This window comes from Streptomyces sp. YGL11-2, from assembly GCF_050054615.1.
In the GTDB taxonomy this organism is placed as follows: Bacteria; Actinomycetota; Actinomycetes; order Streptomycetales; family Streptomycetaceae; genus Streptomyces.
Genome location: NZ_JBNHIN010000004.1, coordinates 195,506 through 214,519, shown reverse-complemented (window position 1 = coordinate 214,519; position 19,014 = coordinate 195,506). Strand labels below are relative to the sequence as shown.

The following is a 19,014-nucleotide window of genomic DNA, read 5'->3' as shown; positions in this document are numbered from 1 at the left end:
CCCGCTGCCGGCACCGGACGGTCCCCGGCAGGGCGCTCATACGGCAGCGGTCCCCGGCAGGCCGTGTGACCGTCCTGCCGGGGACCGCTGCCGCGCGATCAGCGTGCCGCGCTCACGCGCCGGCCGCGGTGACGACGGCGTCCGTGGCGAAGCCGAGGATCAGGCCGAGGAAGATGCAGCAGGTGGTGAGGTTCTTGAGACCGGTCTTGCGGGCCACGGCGAGCAGTTCGATCACGACGTAGAGGATCGAGCCGGCGGCCAGGCCGAGGAAGGCGATCGACAGGGTGTCGTTGACCAGGTGCTGGCCGACGACGGTGCCGATGAAGGTGGGGCCGCCGCCGATCAGGCCGAGCAGGAGCAGGGTGGTCCAGGAGGGGCGTTCGCCCTCCGCCGCGAGCGGGGCGACGATACCGAAGCCCTCGGTGGCGTTGTGCAGACCGAACCCGATGATGAGCAGGACGGCGAGCGAGAGTTCGCCCTGCGCGGCGGAGTTGCCGATCGCCAGGCCCTCGGCGAAGTTGTGCAGCCCGATACCGGTCGCGATCATCAGCGCGAGCGAACCGGCCTGGCTGCGCTGCCGCGGCGCCAGCTCGGTGGCCGCCGCGGCTCCGGGGCCGGCGGGACGCCCGGCGGCCTGCCGTCGGCGGGCCATCCAGCCGTCGTAGTACACGAGCCCCACCAGCCCGATCGCCAGCCCCGCGACGAGCACGAGCCCGCCGGACGCGACCGGCCCCCAGTGGTGCTTGCTCAGCCCCTCGTCGATGGGCTCCCAGGCATGGGTCAGCACATCCCACACCAGGAAGATCAGAATGCCGATGGCGACCGCGTTCAGCCCGGCCTTGAGCCGCGGAGTCGGCGTACGCAGCCGGCCCAGTGGCAGGCCGAGGTAGATGGTGAAGCCGGCGATGGCGCCGAGCAGGGCGATGTTCGTGCTGGACATGACGGGGACTCCAGTCAGCATGCGCGGGGACGACCACAGACAGTAAGTCAGGCAAGGCTCACCTAACAGCCCCACGGGTCGGTTTTGGGAAACCTTGGCGAATTCATGGACCGCGGCCGGGTGCGTGGCGGATCGACGGACAACTGGAGGCGAAGGAGGGCGAAACGGTCCCCTTCACCTCATCCCGGACCCCCTTCTAATCAAATTTGACTAGACCCCCTGTGGAGCCTACCCTCGGCCCACTAGTCAAAGTTGAAGACTGTTCGTCGAGTGCTGCCCAAGGAGCCCCTGTGACCGTTCTGCCCGACACCGGGTACGTCCCCACCGATGAAGACCGCACGAGCCTGGACGACTGGTTCGCGGAGTACGACGCGCACAGCGCGCGTCGGAAGATCGAGCGGATGGCCGACATGGCGGTGTTCCCGCTCAACCTCGTGAGCGACGACTCGGCCGGCAACGGCCGTACGGCGCAGTGGAACCGGGAGCAGTTCGTCGCCACGATGACGCGGGTGATGGGCGAGGGCGGCGAGGACATTGCCTTCCGGTCCACGCGGACGCCCGTCTTCCTCTCGCCGTCCCTGGCCGTGGTGTTCACCGATTCGACAATGACGGTGGAGGGCCGGACCCGGCAGTTGCGCTATGCCGACATCCTGGTCAGGCGGCACGGCGTCTGGGCGTTCCAGACCATGATGCAGAGCGGCTGGGGCGACAACCTCTAGCACCCCTGCCGGTAGGGCTCCTCCGTCGGGACCGTTGTCCGCCCGACGTCAGGGCGTCCACATGCCGCCGGAGCACCTGGCGTAGCCGCTGTGGCGGCATGTGGCAGCGCCGCACCGAGGGCACCTGGAAAACGCGCCGGCCGGCGAAACCCGGGTGCGGGGAGGCGGACGCGGCTGCAAGGATGCCCGGTTCGTGGAGGGAAGGGCGGAGATCGGGATGGGGAGAGGGGCCGGAATGGAGGCTGCGGGGGCGGGGGTGCGGTCCGCGGGGTGTCTGGTTCTCTCGGGGATGCCGGGGGCGGGGAAGTCGACGGTCGCGCCGCTGGTGGCCGCGCATCATGAACGGGCGGCGCAGATCAGCGGGGATGTGCTGTCGTACATGGTCGTCCAGGGGCGGGTCGGGTTTCAGGGGCGGCCCGCGGAGGAGTCCCGGCGCCAACTGCGGCTGTGCGCACGCAACATGTGCACACTGGCCAACAACTTCGCCGAGAACGGGATCTTTCCGGTCGTCGAGTACACCGTCGCCGACCGCGAGACGCTGGACCTGATGGTGGCCGTGCTCCGGCCGAGGCCCGTCATGTTCGTGGTGTTGGCGCCCCCGGTGGAAGTCTGCCGGGAGCGCAATGCCACGCGGGCGGCGGTGGCACGCGTCGACTACGACGTGGCACCGTTCTACCGGGCGATGGAAGAGGAGTTGGCCGGGGTCGGCTGGTGGCTGGACAGTGCGGGGCTGACGGCCGAGCAGACGGCCGCGGCGATCGCGGCGGGGGCCCATGACAAGGCCGTTGTCTGAGGCGAGGGGCGGGGAGCGGGAATGAAGGGGCGGACGGTCACCAGCCGGCAGCGCGGCGATCGGCCGCCGCTGGCGCAGGCCGCGTTCGGGGTCGGCGTCATCGTTCTGGACGCGGACGGCAGGATACTGCTCGGGCGGCACCGGGCCGGTACGTGGGAGCTTCCCGGCGGCAAGGTCGAGCCGGGTGAGAGCGTGCAGGCCGCCGCCGCACGGGAGTTGGCGGAGGAGACCGGACTGCGCGCCGAACCGGCCGCGGTCCGGGTGTTCGCGATGCTGCACGATGCGGTCCACGGCCTGAACCGCATCACGATGGCCGCGGTCCTCACCGCGTACGCCGGTGTGCCGTACGCGGCCGAGCCCGAGCACGTCAGCGCGTGGGAATGGCGCTCCCCGGCCGGTCTGCCCAGCCCGCTGTTCACGCCCTCCGCACAGATCCTGGCGGCCTGGCGCCCGGACATCGCCATCGTGTTTCCGGCGGCGCACCGGTTGCCCGTGACGGGAGTCGACGACGGTGCGGTCGACGGCGATGCGGGAGGTGACCGGCCGCGCCTCGTACCGGGTCATCGGCCCGGGAACTCGTGAACCGGCGGCGGACGCGGCTCCGTCGCAGCGGGAGCGACCGGCCTCGGGGCGGTCACGTAGCGGCGCATCACGGGTGGGCGGGGTCGTCGGGGCGCGCGCCGTCGGGGCGGACGAAGCGGCTGCCGGTGGTTCCGGCGAGGTGGGTGCCCTGCTCCACATCGGTGTCGGCGATCACCACATGGTCTCCCGCCGCCGCGAAGCGCCGGACGATGGCCGCTCCGATGCCCTGAGCGCCGCCGGTGACCCGTACGACGCGGGGATGCGCGATCGGTTCAGCCGCGGCCGCGCACCTGGGCGAGGGCGCCGCTGCGGCGGCCGTACACCATCACGACGGCCTGTGCCAGGCAGAGCATCACGACCAGCGCCACCACGCCGAGCGAGGGAACGCTGTCGACCGGGAGCGTATAGGCCATCACCACGCGGGCGACGGCGTCGAGCAGGAACGCGCTGCCCCAGGCCACGCTGGACACCGTCAGCCACCGGCGGACGACGGGGCTGTCGTGCTCCAGGCACTCCAGGCGCCGCGCCATGCCGGGCGGTGTGACCTTGACGGCGACGTCCAAGAGGAAGGGGCGGGCCAGCGCCAGGGATCCGAGGATCCACAGCCCCAGCGCCGCGGTGATCCAGCTCTCCCGCGCCAGCAGCACCCGGGGGTCACCGGTGACCATGGCGACCAGTACCGACAGCAGCATGGCGGCGAGCACGAACAGCGCGGTGGGGTCGGCGCGCCGCTGCCGCACCCAGGTCAGGGCGAGGCCGGCGAGCGGTGCGATGCCGGCGAGGACCAGCGACAGCCACTGGCCGGCGCCGGCGGCCCGGCTGCCGTAGAACACCCCGAGGGGAACGACGACATCGAGCGCCAGCGCCGCCCACGCGCGCCCGCCGGGCGCTCCCCCGTCGCGCGTTCCCCGCGGCTGTGCCGCCTCGTTGGTGACCCCGCGGTCGGCGCGCCGGTCGTGTGTGTGGTCCATCCCTGACTCCCCGTTGCGTGGTGGGGCGTTCCCGGCGAGCGGGCTCATGCCCGCTCCTCCTTCGCTGTGGCGCGGCCGAAGAGCTGGACCAGGTCGCGGGCGTAGCCGTCCAGGTCGAGTGCGGGCAGCGCGCCGAGCTGCGGTCCGATCGCGTCGATGGCCGCGCGGATCGTCATCGCCATCGTGCGGGTGGTGAACTCCCCGAACTGGCCCTGCTCCTGGCCGCGCCGGAGGATGTCCTGGAGTGGCGCGAGGCTGTCGCCGTAGACCGACGCGTCGAGCGGCAGGAGCCGGGAACGGCCGTCCTCGTCGGTGAAGTTCATCGCGATCGACACCAGCGCCCTGACCCGGTCGCGGTGACCGGCGATGTAATCGACGTTGGCCTCGATGTAGGCCCGCAACTCGTCGGCAGGCGTGGGCTGCCGGCGTGACCGCTCGGCCATGAACTCCGCGCCCTGCCGCGTGGCCACGGCCAGGACCTCGTGGATCAGCGCGTCGCGGGTGGCGAAATGGTAGAAGATCGCCTGCTTGGTGATCCCCGCCCGTCGCGCGATCTCGGCCAGCGACGCCCGGTGCAACCCCAGTTCCGCTATGGCCTCAATCGCACAGTCCACCAGCTGCGCACGCCGCGCCTCCTCGATGAAGGTCCGTTCATGTTTACCGCTTGCTCTGTTTTTTGACCGCACGGTAAAAACGTAGCACGCGTCGAACTGGGTGGGTGACCAAATCGGTTTCCACGTCGTGCCGTTGGCGGCAGTCTGGGGCCCCGGGGGGGCGGGCTCAGCCGGCTGCCGGCCCGTCGTCCGGTGCGGGCGGCAGGGCCAGGCAGAGGGCGTCGAGGGCGCCGCCGAAGGCGTGCTCGGGCGGGGTGCCGTAGCCGAGGACCAGGCCGTCGTGGGCGGGCATCGGGCTGTCGGGGTGGCGGTAGGGGGCGAGGCCGTTGAGGGCGAGGCCGAGGCGGTTGGCGGCACGGAGGGACTGCTGCTCGGTGCCGGGCGGGAGAGCCAGGACGGCGTGCAGTCCGGCGGCGATGCCGGTCACCCTGATGTGCGGGGCCTGTTGGGCGAGGGTGGCGAGGAGCTGGTGGCGGCGCCGGCGGTAGATCTGCCGGGTCCGGCGCAGATGGCGGTCGTAGGCGCCGCAGGCGAGGAAGTCGGCGAAGGTGAGCTGCTCCAGGGAGCCGCACCACAGTTCACGGGCGCCCTTGGCGGCCAGGAGGGCGTCGACGAGGTGGTCGGGCACGGCCATCCAGCCGATGCGAAGGGCCGGCGAGAGGCTCTTGCTGAGCGAGCCGAGATAGACCACGCGGTCCGGGTCGAGGCCCTGGAGGGCGCCGACCGGTTCGCGGTCGTAGCGGAACTCGCCGTCGTAGTCGTCCTCCAGCACCAGCCCGCCGGTGGTGCGGGCCCAGTCGACGACGGCGGCCCGGCGCTCGGCGTGCAGCGGGCCGCCGGTGGGGAACTGGTGGGCCGGGGTGAGGAGTACGGCCCGGGCGGCGGTGCCGCGCAGTGCGCCGACGTCTGCGCCGTGGGCGTCCACCGGGAGCGGGACGAGGTCGCGGCCGGCGGTGGTGAGCAGCGAACGGTGGAAGTCGAGGCCGTACGACTCGACGGCCACCGTGCCGCGCAGCACGGTGCCGAGCAGGGTCAGGGCGTGGGCGACGCCGGTGCAGATGATGACGCGGTGCGGCGCGGTCCGTACCCCGCGGGCGCGGGCGAGGTATTCGGTGAGCTGGGTGCGCAGTTCGATACGGCCGCGCGGATCACCCACGCCGAAGACGTCGTTGGGGGCGGCGGCCAGCGCGCGGCGGGCGGAGGTCTGCCAGGCCGCGCGCGGGAACTCGGCGGCGTCCGGAGAGGTGGGGGTCAGGTCGTAGGCGGCGCGGCGGGGTGGCGGAGCGGAGCGGTGGGTGCGCTCCTGCGGGAGGGGGGTGCCGCGCCGGGCGACGCGGGTACCGGATCCCTGACGCGCCGTCAGCCAGCCTTCGGCGACGAGTTCGCCGTACGCGGAGCCGACGGTGTTCGGGGCGACACCGAGGTCCTTGGCCAGGCTCCGGTACGGGGGGAGCCGGGTGCCGGGGGTCAGCCGGCCGGTGCCGACGGCCTCGCGCAGGGCGCGCATGAGTTGCGCGCGTTTGGGGCCGGGGCCGGTGAGTTCGAGGTGGAGGTCGGTACCGAGGGCGGAGGTGGCGGCGGTCTCCGCGGCCTCCACGGGCGCCGTTCCGGACGCCGCCGGCCCCTCTTCGGCCTCGTGCCCCGCGTCGCGCACCGCTCCTCCGCCCCCGTCGGTCGACCGCATCGATTGCCCCAACCACCCGCTACGGAAATGCACCATACCGTGGGGCTGATCCACGCCTACCGTTCTTGGCATGACAGCACACCTGACAGCACAGGAGATCGCCCAGCCCGTCCGGATCCCGCAGCGGATGAACTTCACCGGCGTCGCCCCGAAGGTCTTCAAGGCCGTCCTCGCCCTGGACGCCGCGGCCCGCGAGGGGCTCGACCCGGTACTGCTGGAACTGGTGCAGATCCGCGCCTCGCAGATCAACGGGTGCGCCTACTGCCTCGACTACCACACCGGTGACGCCCGCCGGGCAGGCGAGTCCGAGGACCGGATCCACCAGCTCAGCGCCTGGGCGGAGTCCAGCCTCTACACGGCGAAGGAACGGGCCGCGCTGGCGCTGACCGAGGCGGTCACCCGGCTCCCGGAGGGCGTTTCGGACGCCGTGTACGACGAGGCGGCCCGCCACTTCGAGGAGACGGAGCTGGCGCATCTGATCGCGCTGATCTTCACCGTGAACACCTGGAACCGGATGAACGTCACGACGCGCAAGACCCCCGGCACCCGCTGGTCCCCCGCTCCCGCTCCCCTTTCGGGCGGTGGCCGACCTCAGCGTTCCGCATGACCGGCCACCGCCCGCGGTATGTCCCGCTGCGGCGCGGCCAGGCGCGCCGGTCAACCGGCCGTGGCGCGCCGGGTCTTCGCCGTCACGGTGATGCTGACGAGGGCGAGGACGGTGATCACCGCGGCGAAGGCGGTCGCGGCGGTGCCGAGCGAGGTGGCGGTGACCAGGAGGCCGACGCCGATCGCGGGAACCGCCAGGCCCAGGTAGGCGGCGACGAAGTAGCCGGAGACCAGTTCGCCGGCGCGGCCGGCCGGTGCCTGGGCCACGACCAGCGCGAGACCGGAGCGGAACGCCACACCGCCGCCGGCGCCGGCCACCGCCGCGCCGAGGAGGAACAGCGAGAGGGACGAGGCCGGCAGTGCGGCGACGATGGCGGCCAGGCCGAGCGGGACGACCACCATGCCGGCGATGGCACCGGTGCGCGGCGCCAGCCGGGCGGCGGCGAGTTGGGCCAGCCCGGCGCAGCCGAAGGCGCAGCAGACGACCGTGCCGGCCATGACGGGGCTGGTGGTGTGCAGGCCCTCGGCCAGGAACTTGCCGGCGAGTGCGGAGAGCAGGCCCAGTACCGCGAAGGAGCCGAAGACGGCGACGGCCGCCGCGGTGAAGGCGGAGCGGGCGTCGGCGGGAACGGCGAGGCGTTGCGGGCGGAGGCGGACCGGGGCCGCGTCGCCGGTGCGGACGGTTTCGGGGAGGGCCAGGACGAGTGCGCCGGGCAGCAGCAGGGCGGCCAGCACGGCGTACGGGGTGACCAGGGGGTGCGGGGCGTAGGTGATGAGGAGGCCGGAGAGCAGCGGGCCGACGCCGAGGCCGACCATGTTGGTGACGGCGGCGACGAGGGCGGCGCGGGGCGGCCGGGGGTGGAGTTCGCCGAGGTAGGCGGTGGCGGCGCCGGTGGTGAGGCCGACGGAGATGCCGGAGAGGACGCGGCCGGCGAGCAGGCCGGGGAGGGTGGGGAAGGCCGCGAAGACGGCGCAGCTGAGGATGCCGGTCGCGACGGCAGGGACGAGTACCTTGCGGCGGCCGATGTGGTCGGAGAGGCCGCCGGCGAGCAGCAGGGGGCCCAGGATGCCGAGGGCGTAGGCGGCGAAGACCAGGGCCACCAGGAGCGGGGAGAGGTGCAGGCGCTGGGCGTAGAGGGGGTAGAGCGGGGTCGGGAGGGTGCCGCCGAGCATGACGGTGAACAGGAGGTAGGTGACGGTGAGGAGGGCGGGGTAGGGCGACTTCCGCCGAGTGGTCCGTATCCCGGAGGGGGCGGGGCGGGGGTGGGTGGCGGTCGGGTTCTCCGTGGTCATCTGGTGCGGCTTCCTGGCCGGTGGTGCGGCCGTTGTGGTGGGTGGCGGGTCCCCCGCCGTGGCGGTTGCCGGGCGGGGGCCGGGTGCCGGTGTCAGGCGGCGGTGGCGGGACCCGGCCGGGTCGTCAGGTAGGTGCGGACGCCGCGGCCCGGGGTTTTGCGGCCGAGGTGGCCGTGGGCGACGAGCTGTTCCAGCAGGGGTGTGGGGGCGAACTCCGGGCGCCGGCCCGAGGCGTCGTACAGGTGGCGGGTCACGGTGAGGGCGACGTCCGTGCCGACGGTGTCCAGGAGCCGGGTCGGGCCGATGGGTTGGCCGCCGACGGACTTGAGCGTGGAGTCGAGGAGGGCGGGGCTCACGGTGCCGTCGGCCAGGAAGCGCAGGGCGTCGTTGAGGTAGGGGAAGAGCAGGGCGTTGACGAGGAAGCCGGTGCGGTCGGTGCAGTCGACCGGGGTCCTGCCGAGGCGGGCGAGCACGGTGCGGGCGGTGGCCAGGGCGGGGGCGCCGGTGGCGGGGGTACGGACGAGTTCCACCAGCGGCATGGCCGGGGCGGGGTTGAAGAAGTGCAGGCCGAGCACGTCGGCGGGGCGCCCGCTCGCCGCGGCGCAGTCCCGCACCGGCAGGCTGGAGGTGGTGGTGGCCAGCAGGGTGCCGGGACGGCAGACCGTGCCGAGTTCGGCGAACAACTCCCGTTTGGCGGTGAGGTCTTCGGCGATCGCCTCGACCACCACCTCGGCCCGGGTGAGCGCGGTGCGGTCGATGGTGGCCGTCCAGCGGGCCAGCGCGGCGCCCGGGTCCGGGCCGTCGGCGGCGGTGCGGAGCAGGGCGAACTCGACGGCCTCGGTGGCGGCTGCCGCCTTCTGCGGCGTACGGGCCAGCAGCACCGTGCGGTAGCCGCCGCGGAGGAAGACCTCGGCGATACCGGTGGCCATCGTGCCGGAGCCGACGATGACGGCGGTGGCGGGTGAGGGTGAGGTGTGCGGCGGCTTCTGGGTCGCGCCGTCCTCGTCGTGGCCGTGGCCGTAGTCGGGGGCGTGGTCGTAGTCGGGGGCGTGGTCGTGTCCTTGCCCTGGTCCCTGCTCCTGGCCGTCGTCCTCCGTACGGGGTTCGCCCTCCTCGTAGTAGCCGCGGCCCGTCTTCGTGCCGAGGGCGCCCGCGGCGACCCGCCGGCGCAGACCGGGCGGGGGCGCGAAGCGGGGCCCGAGGCGGCGGTGGAGCCCGTCGAGTACGGCGAGGGCGGTGTCCAGGCCGATGGCGTCGAGGGTGCGCAGGGGGCCGTCGGGCCAGCCGCAGCCGAGCCGGACGGCGGTGTCGAGGGCGGCGCGGCCGGCGTAGCGGTCCTCGTGCATCCAGGCGGCCTGGTTGAGGAAGGCGAAGAGCAGTGCGGGGGCGATACCGCCCGGCAGGTCCGGGGTCCGGTGGGTGGTCAGGCCGAGGTGCTGGAGCAGCGCCAGGGCGGTGGTCAGGTGCTGGTCGGGGGTGTGCGGTGCGGTGGCCACCTCGACCGCGGTGAGCGGGTCGGCGCGGAGGAAGCGCACGGCGGTGAGGCCGAGTTCCGGGGTGCCGGTCGCGTGGGCCAGTTCGGCCGCGGTGAGGGTGAGCGTGGTGGTGAGGACGGGCGTCCGGGAGGCGCGGTGTTCGGCGATGGCCTTCAGGACGGCCCGTTTGGTGTGGGCGCGTTCCGGGACGGCCTCGATGACGGCGTCGGCGACCGCCACGGTGGCGAGGTCGTGCGTCACCTCGACACCGGTGCCGGCGAGCCGGTGGCGGGCGCGGGACGCCGCCGCCGGATCCGCCTCGATGCCGAGGGTGCGCAGGCCGGCCGCGGCGCACCGGCGGGCCAGGGCGGAGCCCGCTGTGCCGAGGCCGACCACCGCCACCGTCCGCGGGAGCGTGCCGGGTTGCGGTTGCGTCGGCGTGTGCATGGGTGTGGTTCCCCGTTCGTTCGGCGTGGTCAGGCGGCGGTGAGGACGAGTGCCGCGTTGTGGCCGCCGAAGCCCAGCGAGGTGCTGACGGCCACCTGGAGGTGTGTCGTGCGGGCCGTGCCGGTCACCACGTCGACCTCGACCTGCGGGTCGAGGGTGGTCGCGTTGGCGGTCGGCGGGACCACGCCGTGGCGCAGTGCGAGTGCGGTGTAGGCCGCTTCGATGGCCCCGGCCGCGGCCAGGGTGTGGCCGGTGACGCCCTTGGTGGAGGTGACGGCCGGCCGGGAGCCGAGGACGCGGTGCAGGGCGCGGGATTCGGTCAGGTCGTTCATCGGCGTCGACGTGCCGTGGGCGTTGACGTGGTCGACGTCGGCGGGTGCCACTCCGGCGTCGTGCAGTGCGGTGCGCAGGGCGCGGGTCATGCCGGTGCCGTCCGGGTCGGGGGCGGTGGCGTGGTGGGCGTCGGAGGAGGCGCCGAAGCCGGTGAGGTGGGCGTAGCGCCGGGCGCCACGGGCCCGGGCGTCGGCGGCGCGTTCCAGGACGAGGACGCCGGCGCCCTCGGCCGCCACGAAGCCGTCGCGGTCGGCGGCGAACGGGCGGGATGCGGTGGCGGGGTCGTCGCGGCGGGCCGAGAGGGCGCCCATGCGGGAGAGTCCGGTGAGGGTGGCCGGGCTGATGGCGGACTCGGTGCCGCCGGCGAGGACGATGTCGCAGAGGCCGGCGGCGAGCCATTCGCGGGCGATGCCGAGGGCGGAGGCGCCGGAGGCGCAGGCGCTCGCGGTGACCAGGCTGGGGCCGTGGATGCGGTGGTCCATGGCGAGGTAGCCGGCGACCATGTTGACCATGGCCATGGGGATCATCAGGGCGGACACCTCGTCGGGTGCGCCGTCGTAGTACGTCCGGTGCTGCGCCTCGAACGTGGCGGTGCCGCCGAGGGAGTTGCCCATCACCACGCCGACGCGGGTGCCGTCCCAGCTCTGCGGGTCGTGGCCGGCGTCGGCGACGGCCTGGCGCGCGGCGACCATGGCGAGCTGGACGAAGCGGTCCAGCCGCCAGGCGGTGCGCCGGCCGAGCAGGGCGTTGGCGTCGAAGCCGGGGACGCGGCAGGAGAAGTCGACGGCGAGGCCGGCGAGTTGCGGGTCGGGGGCGGCAGCGGAGCGGCCGGCGCGGATCCGCTCCCAGTTGGCGTCGGCGCCGATGCCCGCGGGGGTGACGAGGCCGAGGCCGGTGATCGCCACGTCCCGACGCGAGGCCGTCATGCCGCGCCGCCCTTCGCGGCGACGACGGCGACGGCGTCGTCGATGCGGAAGGAGGACTGGAGGTCGCCCTCGGCGAGGACGACGCCCAGCTCCTTGCGGACGAGGAGGCTCAGCTCGACGAGGATCAGCGAGTCGATGTCGAGTTCGTCGAAGGTGGCGCCGGCCAGGATCTCGTCCTCGGGCAGCCCGAACTTCTCGCTGAGGAGGGAGACGAGACGGGGCTTGATGTCGGCGGGGGCGAGGGTGGTCATGTCGCTTCCTTGTGGGTGTGAGTGCCGGTGGTTGACGGGGACGGCGGGCGTCCGGTGATGGGGCGTCAGAGCGGGTCGGCCATGCCGGGGACCGGCTCCACGTGCAGTGCGGACGGCCAGTGGAGCGCCGTCGAGCCCCAGGTGAGGCCGCCGCCGAAGCCGGTGAGCAGGACCCGGTCACCGGGGCGCAGGGTCCGGCGGATGGCCGCGTCGGCGAGGGCGAGCGGGACGGAGGCGGCGACGGTGTTGCCGACGCGGTCGAGGTTGACGGCCAACTGGTCCTCGGCGAGTCCGAGTTGTTCGCCGACGGCGCGCAGGATGCGGATGTTCGCCTGGTGGGCGACCAGGCGGTCCAGGTCCGTGCCGCGCCAGCCGATCCGGTCCAGCAGGGTGTGCGCGGACTTGCTCATGTTCAGTACGGCTTCGGTGAAGACGCTGCGGCCCTCCATCGCGAAGAACTCGTCGCCCGCGGGCGGCGGGGTGGCGGTGGAGCGCTGCCGGGAGCCGCCGGCGCGTACGGTGATCAGCTCCGCGCCGCTGCCGTCGCTGCCGAGGTCGAAGCCGAGCAGGGCGCCCGGTTCGTCGTCGGTGCCGGCGCGCAGCACGACCGCTCCGGCGCCGTCGCCGAAGATGGCGCGGGTGGTGCGGTCGGCCGGGTCGAGGATGGTGGAGAAGGTGTCCGCGCCGATGACCAGGGCCCGTTGTGCGGCACCGGCGGTGATCATCGAGGCGGCGGTGGCCAGGGCGTAGAGGAAGCCGGTGCAGACCGCGCCGACGTCGAAGGCGGCGACACCGGACAGTCCGAGCCGGTGGGCCACCGCGGGGGCGGTCGCCGGGCACGGGTGGTCGGGGGTGCTGGTGGCCAGTACGACGAGGTCGGTGGTGTGGTCGGCGTGCGGGTCGCCGGTGGTCCGGCGGGCGGAGTCCAGGGCCCGGCGGCCGGCTGCCACGGCGAGGTCGGAGGTGGCCTCGCCGGGGGCGATGACGTAGCGCCGGCGGATGCCCGTGCGGGCGCGGATCCAGGCGTCGGAGGTGTCGAGTTGGGCGGCCAGGGCGCTGTTGGGGACGGCGGTGGACGGCACGGCGCCGCCCAGTCCGCAGACGACTGCGGCACGGGTCATGACGGGTCCCCTCCCGGGACGAGGGCGGGCGATGCCACCGTGGTGAGCTGGGTGCGGCCCTCGGCGACGACGGTGTCGTTCTGCTCGAACACGACGCGGAAGCAGCGCGTTTGGGGCAGGTGGGTGCCGAGCGCGCCGTCCTGTTCGGCGGGTTCGTAGGCGCTCAGCCGGACGGTGACCGGGGTGTGCGGTTCGACGAAGCGGTGGAAGGCGAAGTCGTAGCCGGCCACCGCGGTGTGCTGCGGCAGCGCGCCCCAGGTCTCGGCGGCGGTGAAGAGGGACAGTTGGCGCGCCGCTTCGAGCAGTGCCATGGCCGGGATGTGGTCGTGGGCGGGGTCGAAGAGCCCGGGGTTGCCGGACGGCACCCGTAGCCGAGCCTGGGCCCGGCCCTGGCGGAGCGAGACCTGGGTGAGGACGACGTTGGCGGACCGGGTGCGGCCGACGAGGTGGGGCGCGACGGGCGTGCCCGCCGCGACCGGGGCGCCGGGGCGGACGGTGGCGCGCCGGACCCGGGGCGGGCGCAGGCCGTCGTACAGGTCGCGGGACAGATGGCGCACGCGCAGCGCGGCGGTGCCGAGGCGGCCGGCCGGCAGGGTCATGTCGCAGGTGTAGGTGATGCGGCGGGCGGTGCCGGCGCCGGGGCGGTGCCGGGCGGTGACGGCGAGGGCGAGGTCCGCGGGGCCCTCGGTGCGTCCGGCGGAGAGGATGCCGGGCAGCGCGAGAGTGCAGGATTCGAGCAGGAAGCGTCCGTCCGGCTCCAGTTGCAGCAGTTCCCGGCCGCCGTAGGGTCCGGCCTGCCGGCAGCATTCCAGGAGGAGCAGCGGGTCGATTCCGCTGGCCCGACCCATATCGGGGAGCCGGTCGGTGTAGTACGGGTGGTCCGCCGGAATGCGGGCGGTGGCGAGGTATTCGGTCGCGGTCAGGGTGCGTACCGCGGTCAGAAAGAGTTCGGGGAGTGCCCAGCGGTCGATCGCGGGCAGGTCACGCCCGCTGGGCAATTCCTCCGTGGCTCTTGGGAGTTGCATGGTTCCCCCGATGTCATGGCGATGAGGTGTCCGCTGCTGAAGCCGCGGATCAGGTGAATGCGGCGAATGACGTGAATGCAGTGAGTGCGATCACGGCGATGAAGACGGTGCATTCGGTGAAGGCTGCGGAGGCATCGAACGCAGCGCATACCGTCGCGGCGGATTCCCTTACCGGATCGATTTCGCGCTGCGGATTTACCTTTCCGCGTCATCGATCATGTCACTGCATTCGAAGCCTCGTCAACCCGCTTTTCCGACTGATTAGCAAGCCGCCGGAACAATATTTTTCCCGATGTTTACGCAACGCCTGTAATCGCCGTACGGATATCCCGGACCAGCTGTCCGACGACCGCTGCCGACTGCCCTTCGAAGTAGAAATGGCCGCCGGGGAAGAAGTGCTGCCCGAGGTGTTCCTCGGCGCCGTCCGCCCACTCCAGCAGGTCGTCCCGGTGCACGACCGGGTCGTCCTGACCGCCGAAGAGGGACAGCGGCGGCCGGATCTCCGAGGCCGCCGTGCGCGGCTCCCAGGTCTCGACGACGGAGAAGTCGGCACGCACCCGGGCCTCGAACAGCGCCCAGACGTCGTCGTCCGCGAGGACGGTCTCCGGGATCCCGCCCAGGGCGCGCAGCGCCGCCCGGAGCCGGCCGGCGGGCATCCGGTGCAGCGCCTCCCCGCCGGCGCCCTCCCCCGGGATCGCGTCGTACGGAGCCTCACAGGCCGATACGCCCAGCCAGCGCGGCTGCGGCAAGCCGCGGGTGCCGAGCTGGGCGGCGGTCTCGTACGCGACGAGGGCGCCCATGCTGTGGCCGAAGAGCACAAAGGGCGTATCCAACAGGCCGGTTGTCGCCTCGATGAAGAATCCGGCGAGGTCGGCGGCGGTGCGCAGCGGGGGCAGGGGCGCCACCCGCCCCCGGCCGGGCGCCTCGAAGAGGCAGACCTCCCAGTCGTCGGGGAAGTGGGCGACCCAGTCGGCGTAGGCGAGATGGGAGCCGGCCGCATGGTGCAGCAGGAAGACGCGCAGGGCCGGATCGGGTACCGGGCGGGGCCGTACGACGGCGTCGGCGGGGGTGACGGGAGGGCCGGGGGCGGCGGCGACGGCGTAGGGGGCGGATGCGGTGGTCATGGTCGGTTCCTCTGATGGGTCGGTCGTCGGTGGGAGGGGTGCGGACGGGAACGAGGCAACTTCCGTCACACCGCGGCGAGCTCGCGGCGCAGGGCGCGCAGCATGCGGGTCAGCACGGTGCTGCCGCCGGCCTCCTGGAAGCGGGTGCGGCCCTCGGACAGCAGCCCCTCGACGGTGTGCCGCCACAGCACCGGGTGGTCGATCTGTTCCAGCAGCACACCGGCGATCCCACCGGCTCGGTAGGGCCGGGCGGTGCGGTTCGCGACCACGGGGAAGGCGGGCTCCGCCAGCTCGGCCGCCGCCAGCTCCGGCGCGAACTCCGCCGCCGCCGGGGCCATGTGCGAGGTGTGGAACGGGCCGCTGACGTCCAGGGGGCGCACCGCACGGGCGCCGGCGTCGCGCAGGGCGTCGCCGGCCGCCGCCAGTTCGTCCACCGGGCCCGCGATCACGGTCTGGTCGACGGTGTTGAAGTTGGCGGCCTCGACGCCCGTGAGGCCGGACCGGCGCAGCACCAGCCGGAGCACCGCGTCGTCCAGGCCGACCACCGCGGCCATACCGCCGCCGGTGACCGCGGACATCGCGCGGGCCCGGGCCGCCACCAGCCGCAGCCCGTCGGCGAAGCCGAACACCCCGGCCGCTTCCAGGGCGTTGTACTCCCCCAGGCTGTGGCCGATCGCGAGGTCCGGTGCGCCGTCCGCCTCGCGCATCACCCGCCAGCCGAGGGCGTTGACGGTGTAGACCGCGGGCTGGGTGTACTCGGTCCGGCCGAGAAGCCCGTCCGGGTCGTCGACGCACAGGTCGCGGACCGAGTAGCCGAGGATCTCGTCGGCGGCTTCGGTCAGTTCGGGGAAGCGGTCGAACCACTCGGCGCCCATACCGGGGCGCTGGGCCCCCTGGCCGGGGAACATCAGGACGTAGCTCATGGGGTGTGTTCCTCGCTGCGTGCGAATCGAAGGGATGGTGCGGGCCGGAGCCCGGGGGTGGCCGGGGTTCCGGTACGGATCACGGTCCGGGGAGCAGCCGGCTGTCGGCGAAGAGCAGCGGCGGGCCGTCCGACAGCACCTCGAACCGCTCCACCCGGCCGAGCAGCACGGTGTGGTCGCCCGCCGGGAAGGCGGCGGCCAGCGAGCAGTCGAAGGCGGCGACGCCCTCGGTGAGCACGGGCGAGCGGGCGTGACCGGCCGGCCGCCACGGGCGTCCGGCGAAACCCGCGGCGCCGGGCGGGCGGGCCGGGTCGGCGAAGTGGCGGGCGTCCGCCTCCTGGTGGGCGGCGAGCACGGTGACCGCGAACGAACCGCTGTGCAGGGCGTGTTCGCGGAGCCGGGAGCCGTTGCCGAGGGCCACCAGGATCATCAGCGGGTCCATCGAAGCGGTGCTGAAGGCGTTGACGGTGGTGCCGTGCGGCTGTCCGTCGGCCATCGCGGTGACCACGGTGACGCCGGTGGGGAAGCGGCCCGCGGCGCGCCGGAAGCGCCGGCGTTCGGCCGCGTCGGGGGCCGTGGTCCCGCCGGACGGCGCGAGCCCGGTGGCCGTCGCGCTCGCTGCCACGGCACTCATGCGGAAACCTCGCTTCGCTCGGCCCCGCATGCGCGCGGCAGGCACCTTTCGACGATTCGCTCGCTGCGCTCGCTCATGAGGCCGCCTTCCGCAGCTCGTTGAGGTGGCCGAGCCCGTCCAGCACGGTCTTGGCCGGCAGGCCGAAGTCGATGAGGCAGGCCACCTCGTCGACGCCGAGGCCGGCCAGCCGCTCGACGATGCGCGCCGCCTTGGGCACCGTGCCCAGCAGCCCGCCGTCCTCGTAGTGGCGGTCGAAGGCCCGGTCGACAAGGAAGTCCACGTCCTTCTCACGGAGCCTGGCCGGGTCGATGCGCCGGGCGCCGGCGGTCTGCGAGCCCAACAGCAGCCCCAACGAGCTGCGCAGATAGGCCCGCAGCGGCCCGCGCACCTGCTCGCGTACGGCGTCGTCGTCGGTGCCGAGGAAGGTGTGCACCATCAGCGCGACATGGCCCCTGCCGCCGTCCGCGTCCGGTCGGGCGGCGTACGCCTCGCGGTAGGCGGCGATCTTCCCGGCCAGTTCGTCGGGGTCCTGGCCGAGGAGGTGGGTCAGAACGCCCGCGCCGAGCGTCCCGGCGGCGCGGAAGGTCTCCACACCGCCCGCGCTGGTGACCCACACCGGCAACTCCCGCTGGACCGGCTGCGGATACGCGCGAACGCGCCGGTCGGTGCCGCCGCCGTCCCGTACGGTCAGCTCCTCGCCGCGCCACAGGTCGCGCACCTGCCGCACCGTGTCGAACAGGACGGTGCGGCGGTCCGCGTAGTTCTCGGGGCGGAGCGCGAAGTCGACGGCGTGCCAGCCGGAGGCGAAGGCGAGTCCGACCCGGCCGCCGGAGAGGTTGTCGACCACCGCCCACTCCTCGGCGATCCGCAGCGGATGGTGCAGCGGTGCCACGACGCTGCCGGCGCGGACCGCGACCCGGCTGGTGACCGCGGCCACGGCGGCGCCGGTGACCGCGGGGTTGGGGTAGAGACCGCCGAAGGGGTGGAAGTGGCGCTCGGGGGTCCATACGGCGCTGAAGTCGTTCTCGTCGGCGAACCGGGCGCCCTGGAGCACCAGTTCGTAGCGGCCGGGGGCGGCCGGGTCCTGGCCGTCGTCCCCGAAGTAGAACAGGCTGAAGTCCATCGTCTTCTCTCTGCGGTGGGTGGAGGTGGGTAGGGTGCGGTGCGGTGCCCCGCGGGCGTGCCGGGTCAGGCCGAGGTCGGTGCGGCGGCGTCCGCGGTACGGCTCGCAGCGGCGTCCCCGGTGCCGCCGTCGGCCCGTTCGCCGCCGGGGCCGTCGTCCGCGGCGTCGAACGGCCGGTTCCGCTCCGCCCAGCGGGCGACCGCCGGGGTGGCCAGGCCGCCGGCCAGCAGTACCGCCGCGAAGACCAGCCAGCCCGGCCATCCCCAGCCGATGAGCAGGGCGGCGGTCAGCACCGGGGTGATCGCCGACCCGGCGCGCTGGGCGATCCCGTACAGGCCCTGGTACTGGCCGTGCGCATGGGCGGGAGCCAGTTCGTACGACAGCGCCCAGGAGCCCGCCGAGTGCAGCATCTCGCCGATGACCTGGGCGAGGGCGCCGGCCAGCAGGCAGCCGACGGCCACCCAGGCGGGCCGGCCGGCCGACAGCGCGAAGACGCCGCAGGCCACCGCGAGCAGCACGCCCGAGCGGCGCATGGCGCGGGCGCCGCCACGGACGTCCTCCGCGCCGCGGCTCAGGCGGACCTGGAACAGGACGCACATCGCGGTGTTGAGGAACATGATCGCCGCGTAGACGGAGACCGGGGCCTGGGTGCGGTCCGCGATCCAGATCGGCAGCGCGGCGGTCAGCAGGGCGTCGGTGCCCAGCACCAGCACCGCGTTGCACAGCGAGACCGCCAGGTACGGCACGTCCCGCAGGACGTGCCGGTCGCGCTGCCCTTTGGGGGCGCGGCGGGCGGCCTGCGGCGGAAGCGCCAGGCAGGTCAGACCGCCGGCGGTGAAGAGCGCGCCGGCACCGAGCAGCATGGCGGTGTAGACGGTGCGGGAGTCCGCGGACAGCGCCACGCCGCCGAGCAGTGTGCCGCCCGACAGGCCGACGTTGATGACGGACTGGAGGTAGGCCCGGGCGCGGACCCGCTCGCCCTGCGGCAGTGCGTCCGCGATCAGCGCGCCCCGGGCGGCGGTGCTCGCGGAGTCGGCCATCGCGGTCAGGCTCACCACGGCCAGGAATCCCGCGAAGCCGCCGGCCAGGGCGTATCCGCAGACCAGCAGCCCCTGGGTGACGCCGAAGGCGAGGGACGCGGTGCGCGAGCCGAGCCGGTCGGAGAGCTGTCCGGCCGGGATGCTGACGGCCATCGCCAGTACCGCCGAGACGGTCAGCCCCAGGCCGACCTGCCCGGCGGGCACGTGGACGGCGCGGATGAAGTACAGCACGCTGACGGAGAGCAGGAAGCCATTGCCCACCGTACGCGCCAGGTTGCTGATGGTGAGGACAGTGACGACTCCCGGGGGAGGCATCAGGGTGCGGAGTGCCCGCATCGTCTCGCTGCTCCTTCTGCGTCTGCCGGTATTTCGGTAACTGCCGGACTCCCC

20 protein-coding genes are annotated in these 19,014 nt (G+C 73.7%); 4 read left to right on the top strand and 16 right to left on the bottom strand.

Annotated features, from left to right (window positions below; all coding sequences use genetic code 11):
* Nucleotides 1–112: 112 nt before the first annotated feature.
* On the bottom strand, nt 113–940 hold the full coding sequence (locus ACO1BR_RS07350; protein ID WP_159505236.1) for a ZIP family metal transporter: 828 nt from the start codon (nt 938–940) through the stop codon (nt 113–115).
* Nucleotides 941–1,230: 290 nt separating this feature from the next.
* On the opposite strand from ACO1BR_RS07350, the gene ACO1BR_RS07345 reads away from it, so the two are divergent.
* From ACO1BR_RS07345 to ACO1BR_RS07335, 3 genes are all read left to right on the top strand, one after another.
* On the top strand, nt 1,231–1,659 hold the full coding sequence (locus ACO1BR_RS07345; RefSeq protein ID WP_426794194.1) for a nuclear transport factor 2 family protein: 429 nt from the start codon (nt 1,231–1,233) through the stop codon (nt 1,657–1,659).
* Between the two features lie 235 nt (nt 1,660–1,894).
* On the top strand, nt 1,895–2,452 hold the full coding sequence (locus ACO1BR_RS07340; RefSeq protein WP_426794193.1) for an AAA family ATPase: 558 nt from the start codon (nt 1,895–1,897) through the stop codon (nt 2,450–2,452).
* A gap of 21 nt (nt 2,453–2,473) precedes the next feature.
* Nucleotides 2,474–3,034, top strand: coding sequence for a nucleotide triphosphate diphosphatase NUDT15 (locus ACO1BR_RS07335; RefSeq protein ID WP_426794192.1), 561 nt, complete (start codon nt 2,474–2,476; stop codon nt 3,032–3,034).
* A 67-nt stretch (nt 3,035–3,101) separates the two neighbouring features.
* Here the strand turns inward: ACO1BR_RS07335 and ACO1BR_RS07330 are convergent, their stop codons facing one another.
* The 4 genes from ACO1BR_RS07330 to ACO1BR_RS07315 form a co-directional block, all read right to left on the bottom strand.
* Nucleotides 3,102–3,302: an SDR family NAD(P)-dependent oxidoreductase gene (locus tag ACO1BR_RS07330; RefSeq protein WP_426794271.1), complete on the bottom strand. Its 201-nt coding sequence runs from the start codon at nt 3,300–3,302 to the stop codon at nt 3,102–3,104.
* A gap of 4 nt (nt 3,303–3,306) precedes the next feature.
* Nucleotides 3,307–4,005 carry a VC0807 family protein gene (locus tag ACO1BR_RS07325; protein ID WP_426794191.1) on the bottom strand — a complete coding sequence of 233 codons (699 nt, stop codon included), beginning with the start codon at nt 4,003–4,005 and terminating at the stop codon, nt 3,307–3,309.
* Nucleotides 4,006–4,049: 44 nt separating this feature from the next.
* On the bottom strand, nt 4,050–4,619 hold the full coding sequence (locus ACO1BR_RS07320; protein ID WP_426794190.1) for a TetR/AcrR family transcriptional regulator: 570 nt from the start codon (nt 4,617–4,619) through the stop codon (nt 4,050–4,052).
* A 166-nt stretch (nt 4,620–4,785) separates the two neighbouring features.
* On the bottom strand, nt 4,786–6,216 hold the full coding sequence (locus ACO1BR_RS07315; protein WP_426794270.1) for a PLP-dependent aminotransferase family protein: 1,431 nt from the start codon (nt 6,214–6,216) through the stop codon (nt 4,786–4,788).
* Between the two features lie 214 nt (nt 6,217–6,430).
* On the opposite strand from ACO1BR_RS07315, the gene ACO1BR_RS07310 reads away from it, so the two are divergent.
* The gene (locus ACO1BR_RS07310) at nt 6,431–6,910 is read left to right on the top strand and encodes a carboxymuconolactone decarboxylase family protein (protein WP_426794269.1); all 480 of its coding nucleotides are present in this window, start codon (nt 6,431–6,433) and stop codon (nt 6,908–6,910) included.
* A 50-nt stretch (nt 6,911–6,960) separates the two neighbouring features.
* On the opposite strand, the gene ACO1BR_RS07305 is transcribed toward ACO1BR_RS07310, so the two are convergent.
* The 11 genes from ACO1BR_RS07305 to ACO1BR_RS07255 all read right to left on the bottom strand — a co-directional run bounded on the left by ACO1BR_RS07305 (nt 6,961) and on the right by ACO1BR_RS07255 (nt 18,960).
* Nucleotides 6,961–8,202 carry an MFS transporter gene (locus ACO1BR_RS07305; RefSeq protein ID WP_426794189.1) on the bottom strand — a complete coding sequence of 414 codons (1,242 nt, stop codon included), beginning with the start codon at nt 8,200–8,202 and terminating at the stop codon, nt 6,961–6,963.
* Between the two features lie 92 nt (nt 8,203–8,294).
* On the bottom strand, nt 8,295–10,124 hold the full coding sequence (locus tag ACO1BR_RS07300; protein WP_426794188.1) for a 3-hydroxyacyl-CoA dehydrogenase family protein: 1,830 nt from the start codon (nt 10,122–10,124) through the stop codon (nt 8,295–8,297).
* A gap of 29 nt (nt 10,125–10,153) precedes the next feature.
* Complete coding sequence (locus ACO1BR_RS07295; protein ID WP_426794187.1) at nt 10,154–11,383, bottom strand: beta-ketoacyl-[acyl-carrier-protein] synthase family protein; 1,230 nt, start codon at nt 11,381–11,383, stop codon at nt 10,154–10,156.
* Nucleotides 11,380–11,634 carry an acyl carrier protein gene (locus ACO1BR_RS07290; RefSeq protein WP_426794186.1) on the bottom strand — a complete coding sequence of 85 codons (255 nt, stop codon included), beginning with the start codon at nt 11,632–11,634 and terminating at the stop codon, nt 11,380–11,382. The genes ACO1BR_RS07295 and ACO1BR_RS07290 overlap by 4 nt, the downstream gene beginning before the upstream one ends.
* 65 nt (nt 11,635–11,699) lie before the next feature.
* Nucleotides 11,700–12,755 carry a beta-ketoacyl-ACP synthase III gene (locus tag ACO1BR_RS07285; protein WP_426794185.1) on the bottom strand — a complete coding sequence of 352 codons (1,056 nt, stop codon included), beginning with the start codon at nt 12,753–12,755 and terminating at the stop codon, nt 11,700–11,702.
* Nucleotides 12,752–13,753, bottom strand: a complete 1,002-nt coding sequence (locus ACO1BR_RS07280) for an AfsA-related hotdog domain-containing protein (RefSeq protein ID WP_426794184.1) — start codon at nt 13,751–13,753, stop codon at nt 12,752–12,754. The genes ACO1BR_RS07285 and ACO1BR_RS07280 overlap by 4 nt, the downstream gene beginning before the upstream one ends.
* 323 nt (nt 13,754–14,076) lie before the next feature.
* Nucleotides 14,077–14,904 (bottom strand): thioesterase II family protein, encoded by an 828-nt coding sequence (locus ACO1BR_RS07275; protein WP_426794183.1) that lies wholly within the window; start codon nt 14,902–14,904, stop codon nt 14,077–14,079.
* Nucleotides 14,905–14,969: 65 nt separating this feature from the next.
* A complete protein-coding gene (gene fabD, locus ACO1BR_RS07270; RefSeq protein ID WP_426794182.1) occupies nt 14,970–15,827 on the bottom strand; it encodes an ACP S-malonyltransferase in 858 nt (285 codons plus the stop codon).
* A gap of 79 nt (nt 15,828–15,906) precedes the next feature.
* Nucleotides 15,907–16,461 carry a flavin reductase family protein gene (locus ACO1BR_RS07265; RefSeq protein WP_426794181.1) on the bottom strand — a complete coding sequence of 185 codons (555 nt, stop codon included), beginning with the start codon at nt 16,459–16,461 and terminating at the stop codon, nt 15,907–15,909.
* Between the two features lie 73 nt (nt 16,462–16,534).
* Entirely contained in the window at nt 16,535–17,584 is a 1,050-nt protein-coding gene (locus tag ACO1BR_RS07260) for a MupA/Atu3671 family FMN-dependent luciferase-like monooxygenase (RefSeq protein WP_426794180.1), read from the bottom strand.
* 65 nt (nt 17,585–17,649) lie between these two features.
* On the bottom strand, nt 17,650–18,960 hold the full coding sequence (locus ACO1BR_RS07255; RefSeq protein WP_426794179.1) for an MFS transporter: 1,311 nt from the start codon (nt 18,958–18,960) through the stop codon (nt 17,650–17,652).
* Nucleotides 18,961–19,014: the final 54 nt, after the last annotated feature.

What these genes read in the sequence shown, in the direction of transcription:
- ACO1BR_RS07350 (WP_159505236.1), bottom strand. Translation starts at nt 940, where the DNA reads ATGTCCAGCACGAACATCGCCCTGCTCGGCGCCATCGCCGGCTTCACC.
- ACO1BR_RS07340 (WP_426794193.1), top strand. Translation starts at nt 1,895, where the DNA reads ATGGAGGCTGCGGGGGCGGGGGTGCGGTCCGCGGGGTGTCTGGTTCTC.
- ACO1BR_RS07335 (WP_426794192.1), top strand. Translation starts at nt 2,474, where the DNA reads ATGAAGGGGCGGACGGTCACCAGCCGGCAGCGCGGCGATCGGCCGCCG.
- ACO1BR_RS07325 (WP_426794191.1), bottom strand. Translation starts at nt 4,005, where the DNA reads ATGGACCACACACACGACCGGCGCGCCGACCGCGGGGTCACCAACGAG.
- ACO1BR_RS07310 (WP_426794269.1), top strand. Translation starts at nt 6,431, where the DNA reads ATGAACTTCACCGGCGTCGCCCCGAAGGTCTTCAAGGCCGTCCTCGCC.
- ACO1BR_RS07305 (WP_426794189.1), bottom strand. Translation starts at nt 8,202, where the DNA reads ATGACCACGGAGAACCCGACCGCCACCCACCCCCGCCCCGCCCCCTCC.
- ACO1BR_RS07300 (WP_426794188.1), bottom strand. Translation starts at nt 10,124, where the DNA reads ATGCACACGCCGACGCAACCGCAACCCGGCACGCTCCCGCGGACGGTG.
- ACO1BR_RS07295 (WP_426794187.1), bottom strand. Translation starts at nt 11,383, where the DNA reads ATGACGGCCTCGCGTCGGGACGTGGCGATCACCGGCCTCGGCCTCGTC.
- ACO1BR_RS07290 (WP_426794186.1), bottom strand. Translation starts at nt 11,634, where the DNA reads ATGACCACCCTCGCCCCCGCCGACATCAAGCCCCGTCTCGTCTCCCTC.
- ACO1BR_RS07285 (WP_426794185.1), bottom strand. Translation starts at nt 12,755, where the DNA reads ATGACCCGTGCCGCAGTCGTCTGCGGACTGGGCGGCGCCGTGCCGTCC.
- ACO1BR_RS07275 (WP_426794183.1), bottom strand. Translation starts at nt 14,904, where the DNA reads ATGACCACCGCATCCGCCCCCTACGCCGTCGCCGCCGCCCCCGGCCCT.
- fabD (WP_426794182.1), bottom strand. Translation starts at nt 15,827, where the DNA reads ATGAGCTACGTCCTGATGTTCCCCGGCCAGGGGGCCCAGCGCCCCGGT.
- ACO1BR_RS07265 (WP_426794181.1), bottom strand. Translation starts at nt 16,461, where the DNA reads ATGAGTGCCGTGGCAGCGAGCGCGACGGCCACCGGGCTCGCGCCGTCC.
- ACO1BR_RS07260 (WP_426794180.1), bottom strand. Translation starts at nt 17,584, where the DNA reads ATGGACTTCAGCCTGTTCTACTTCGGGGACGACGGCCAGGACCCGGCC.
- ACO1BR_RS07255 (WP_426794179.1), bottom strand. Translation starts at nt 18,960, where the DNA reads ATGCGGGCACTCCGCACCCTGATGCCTCCCCCGGGAGTCGTCACTGTC.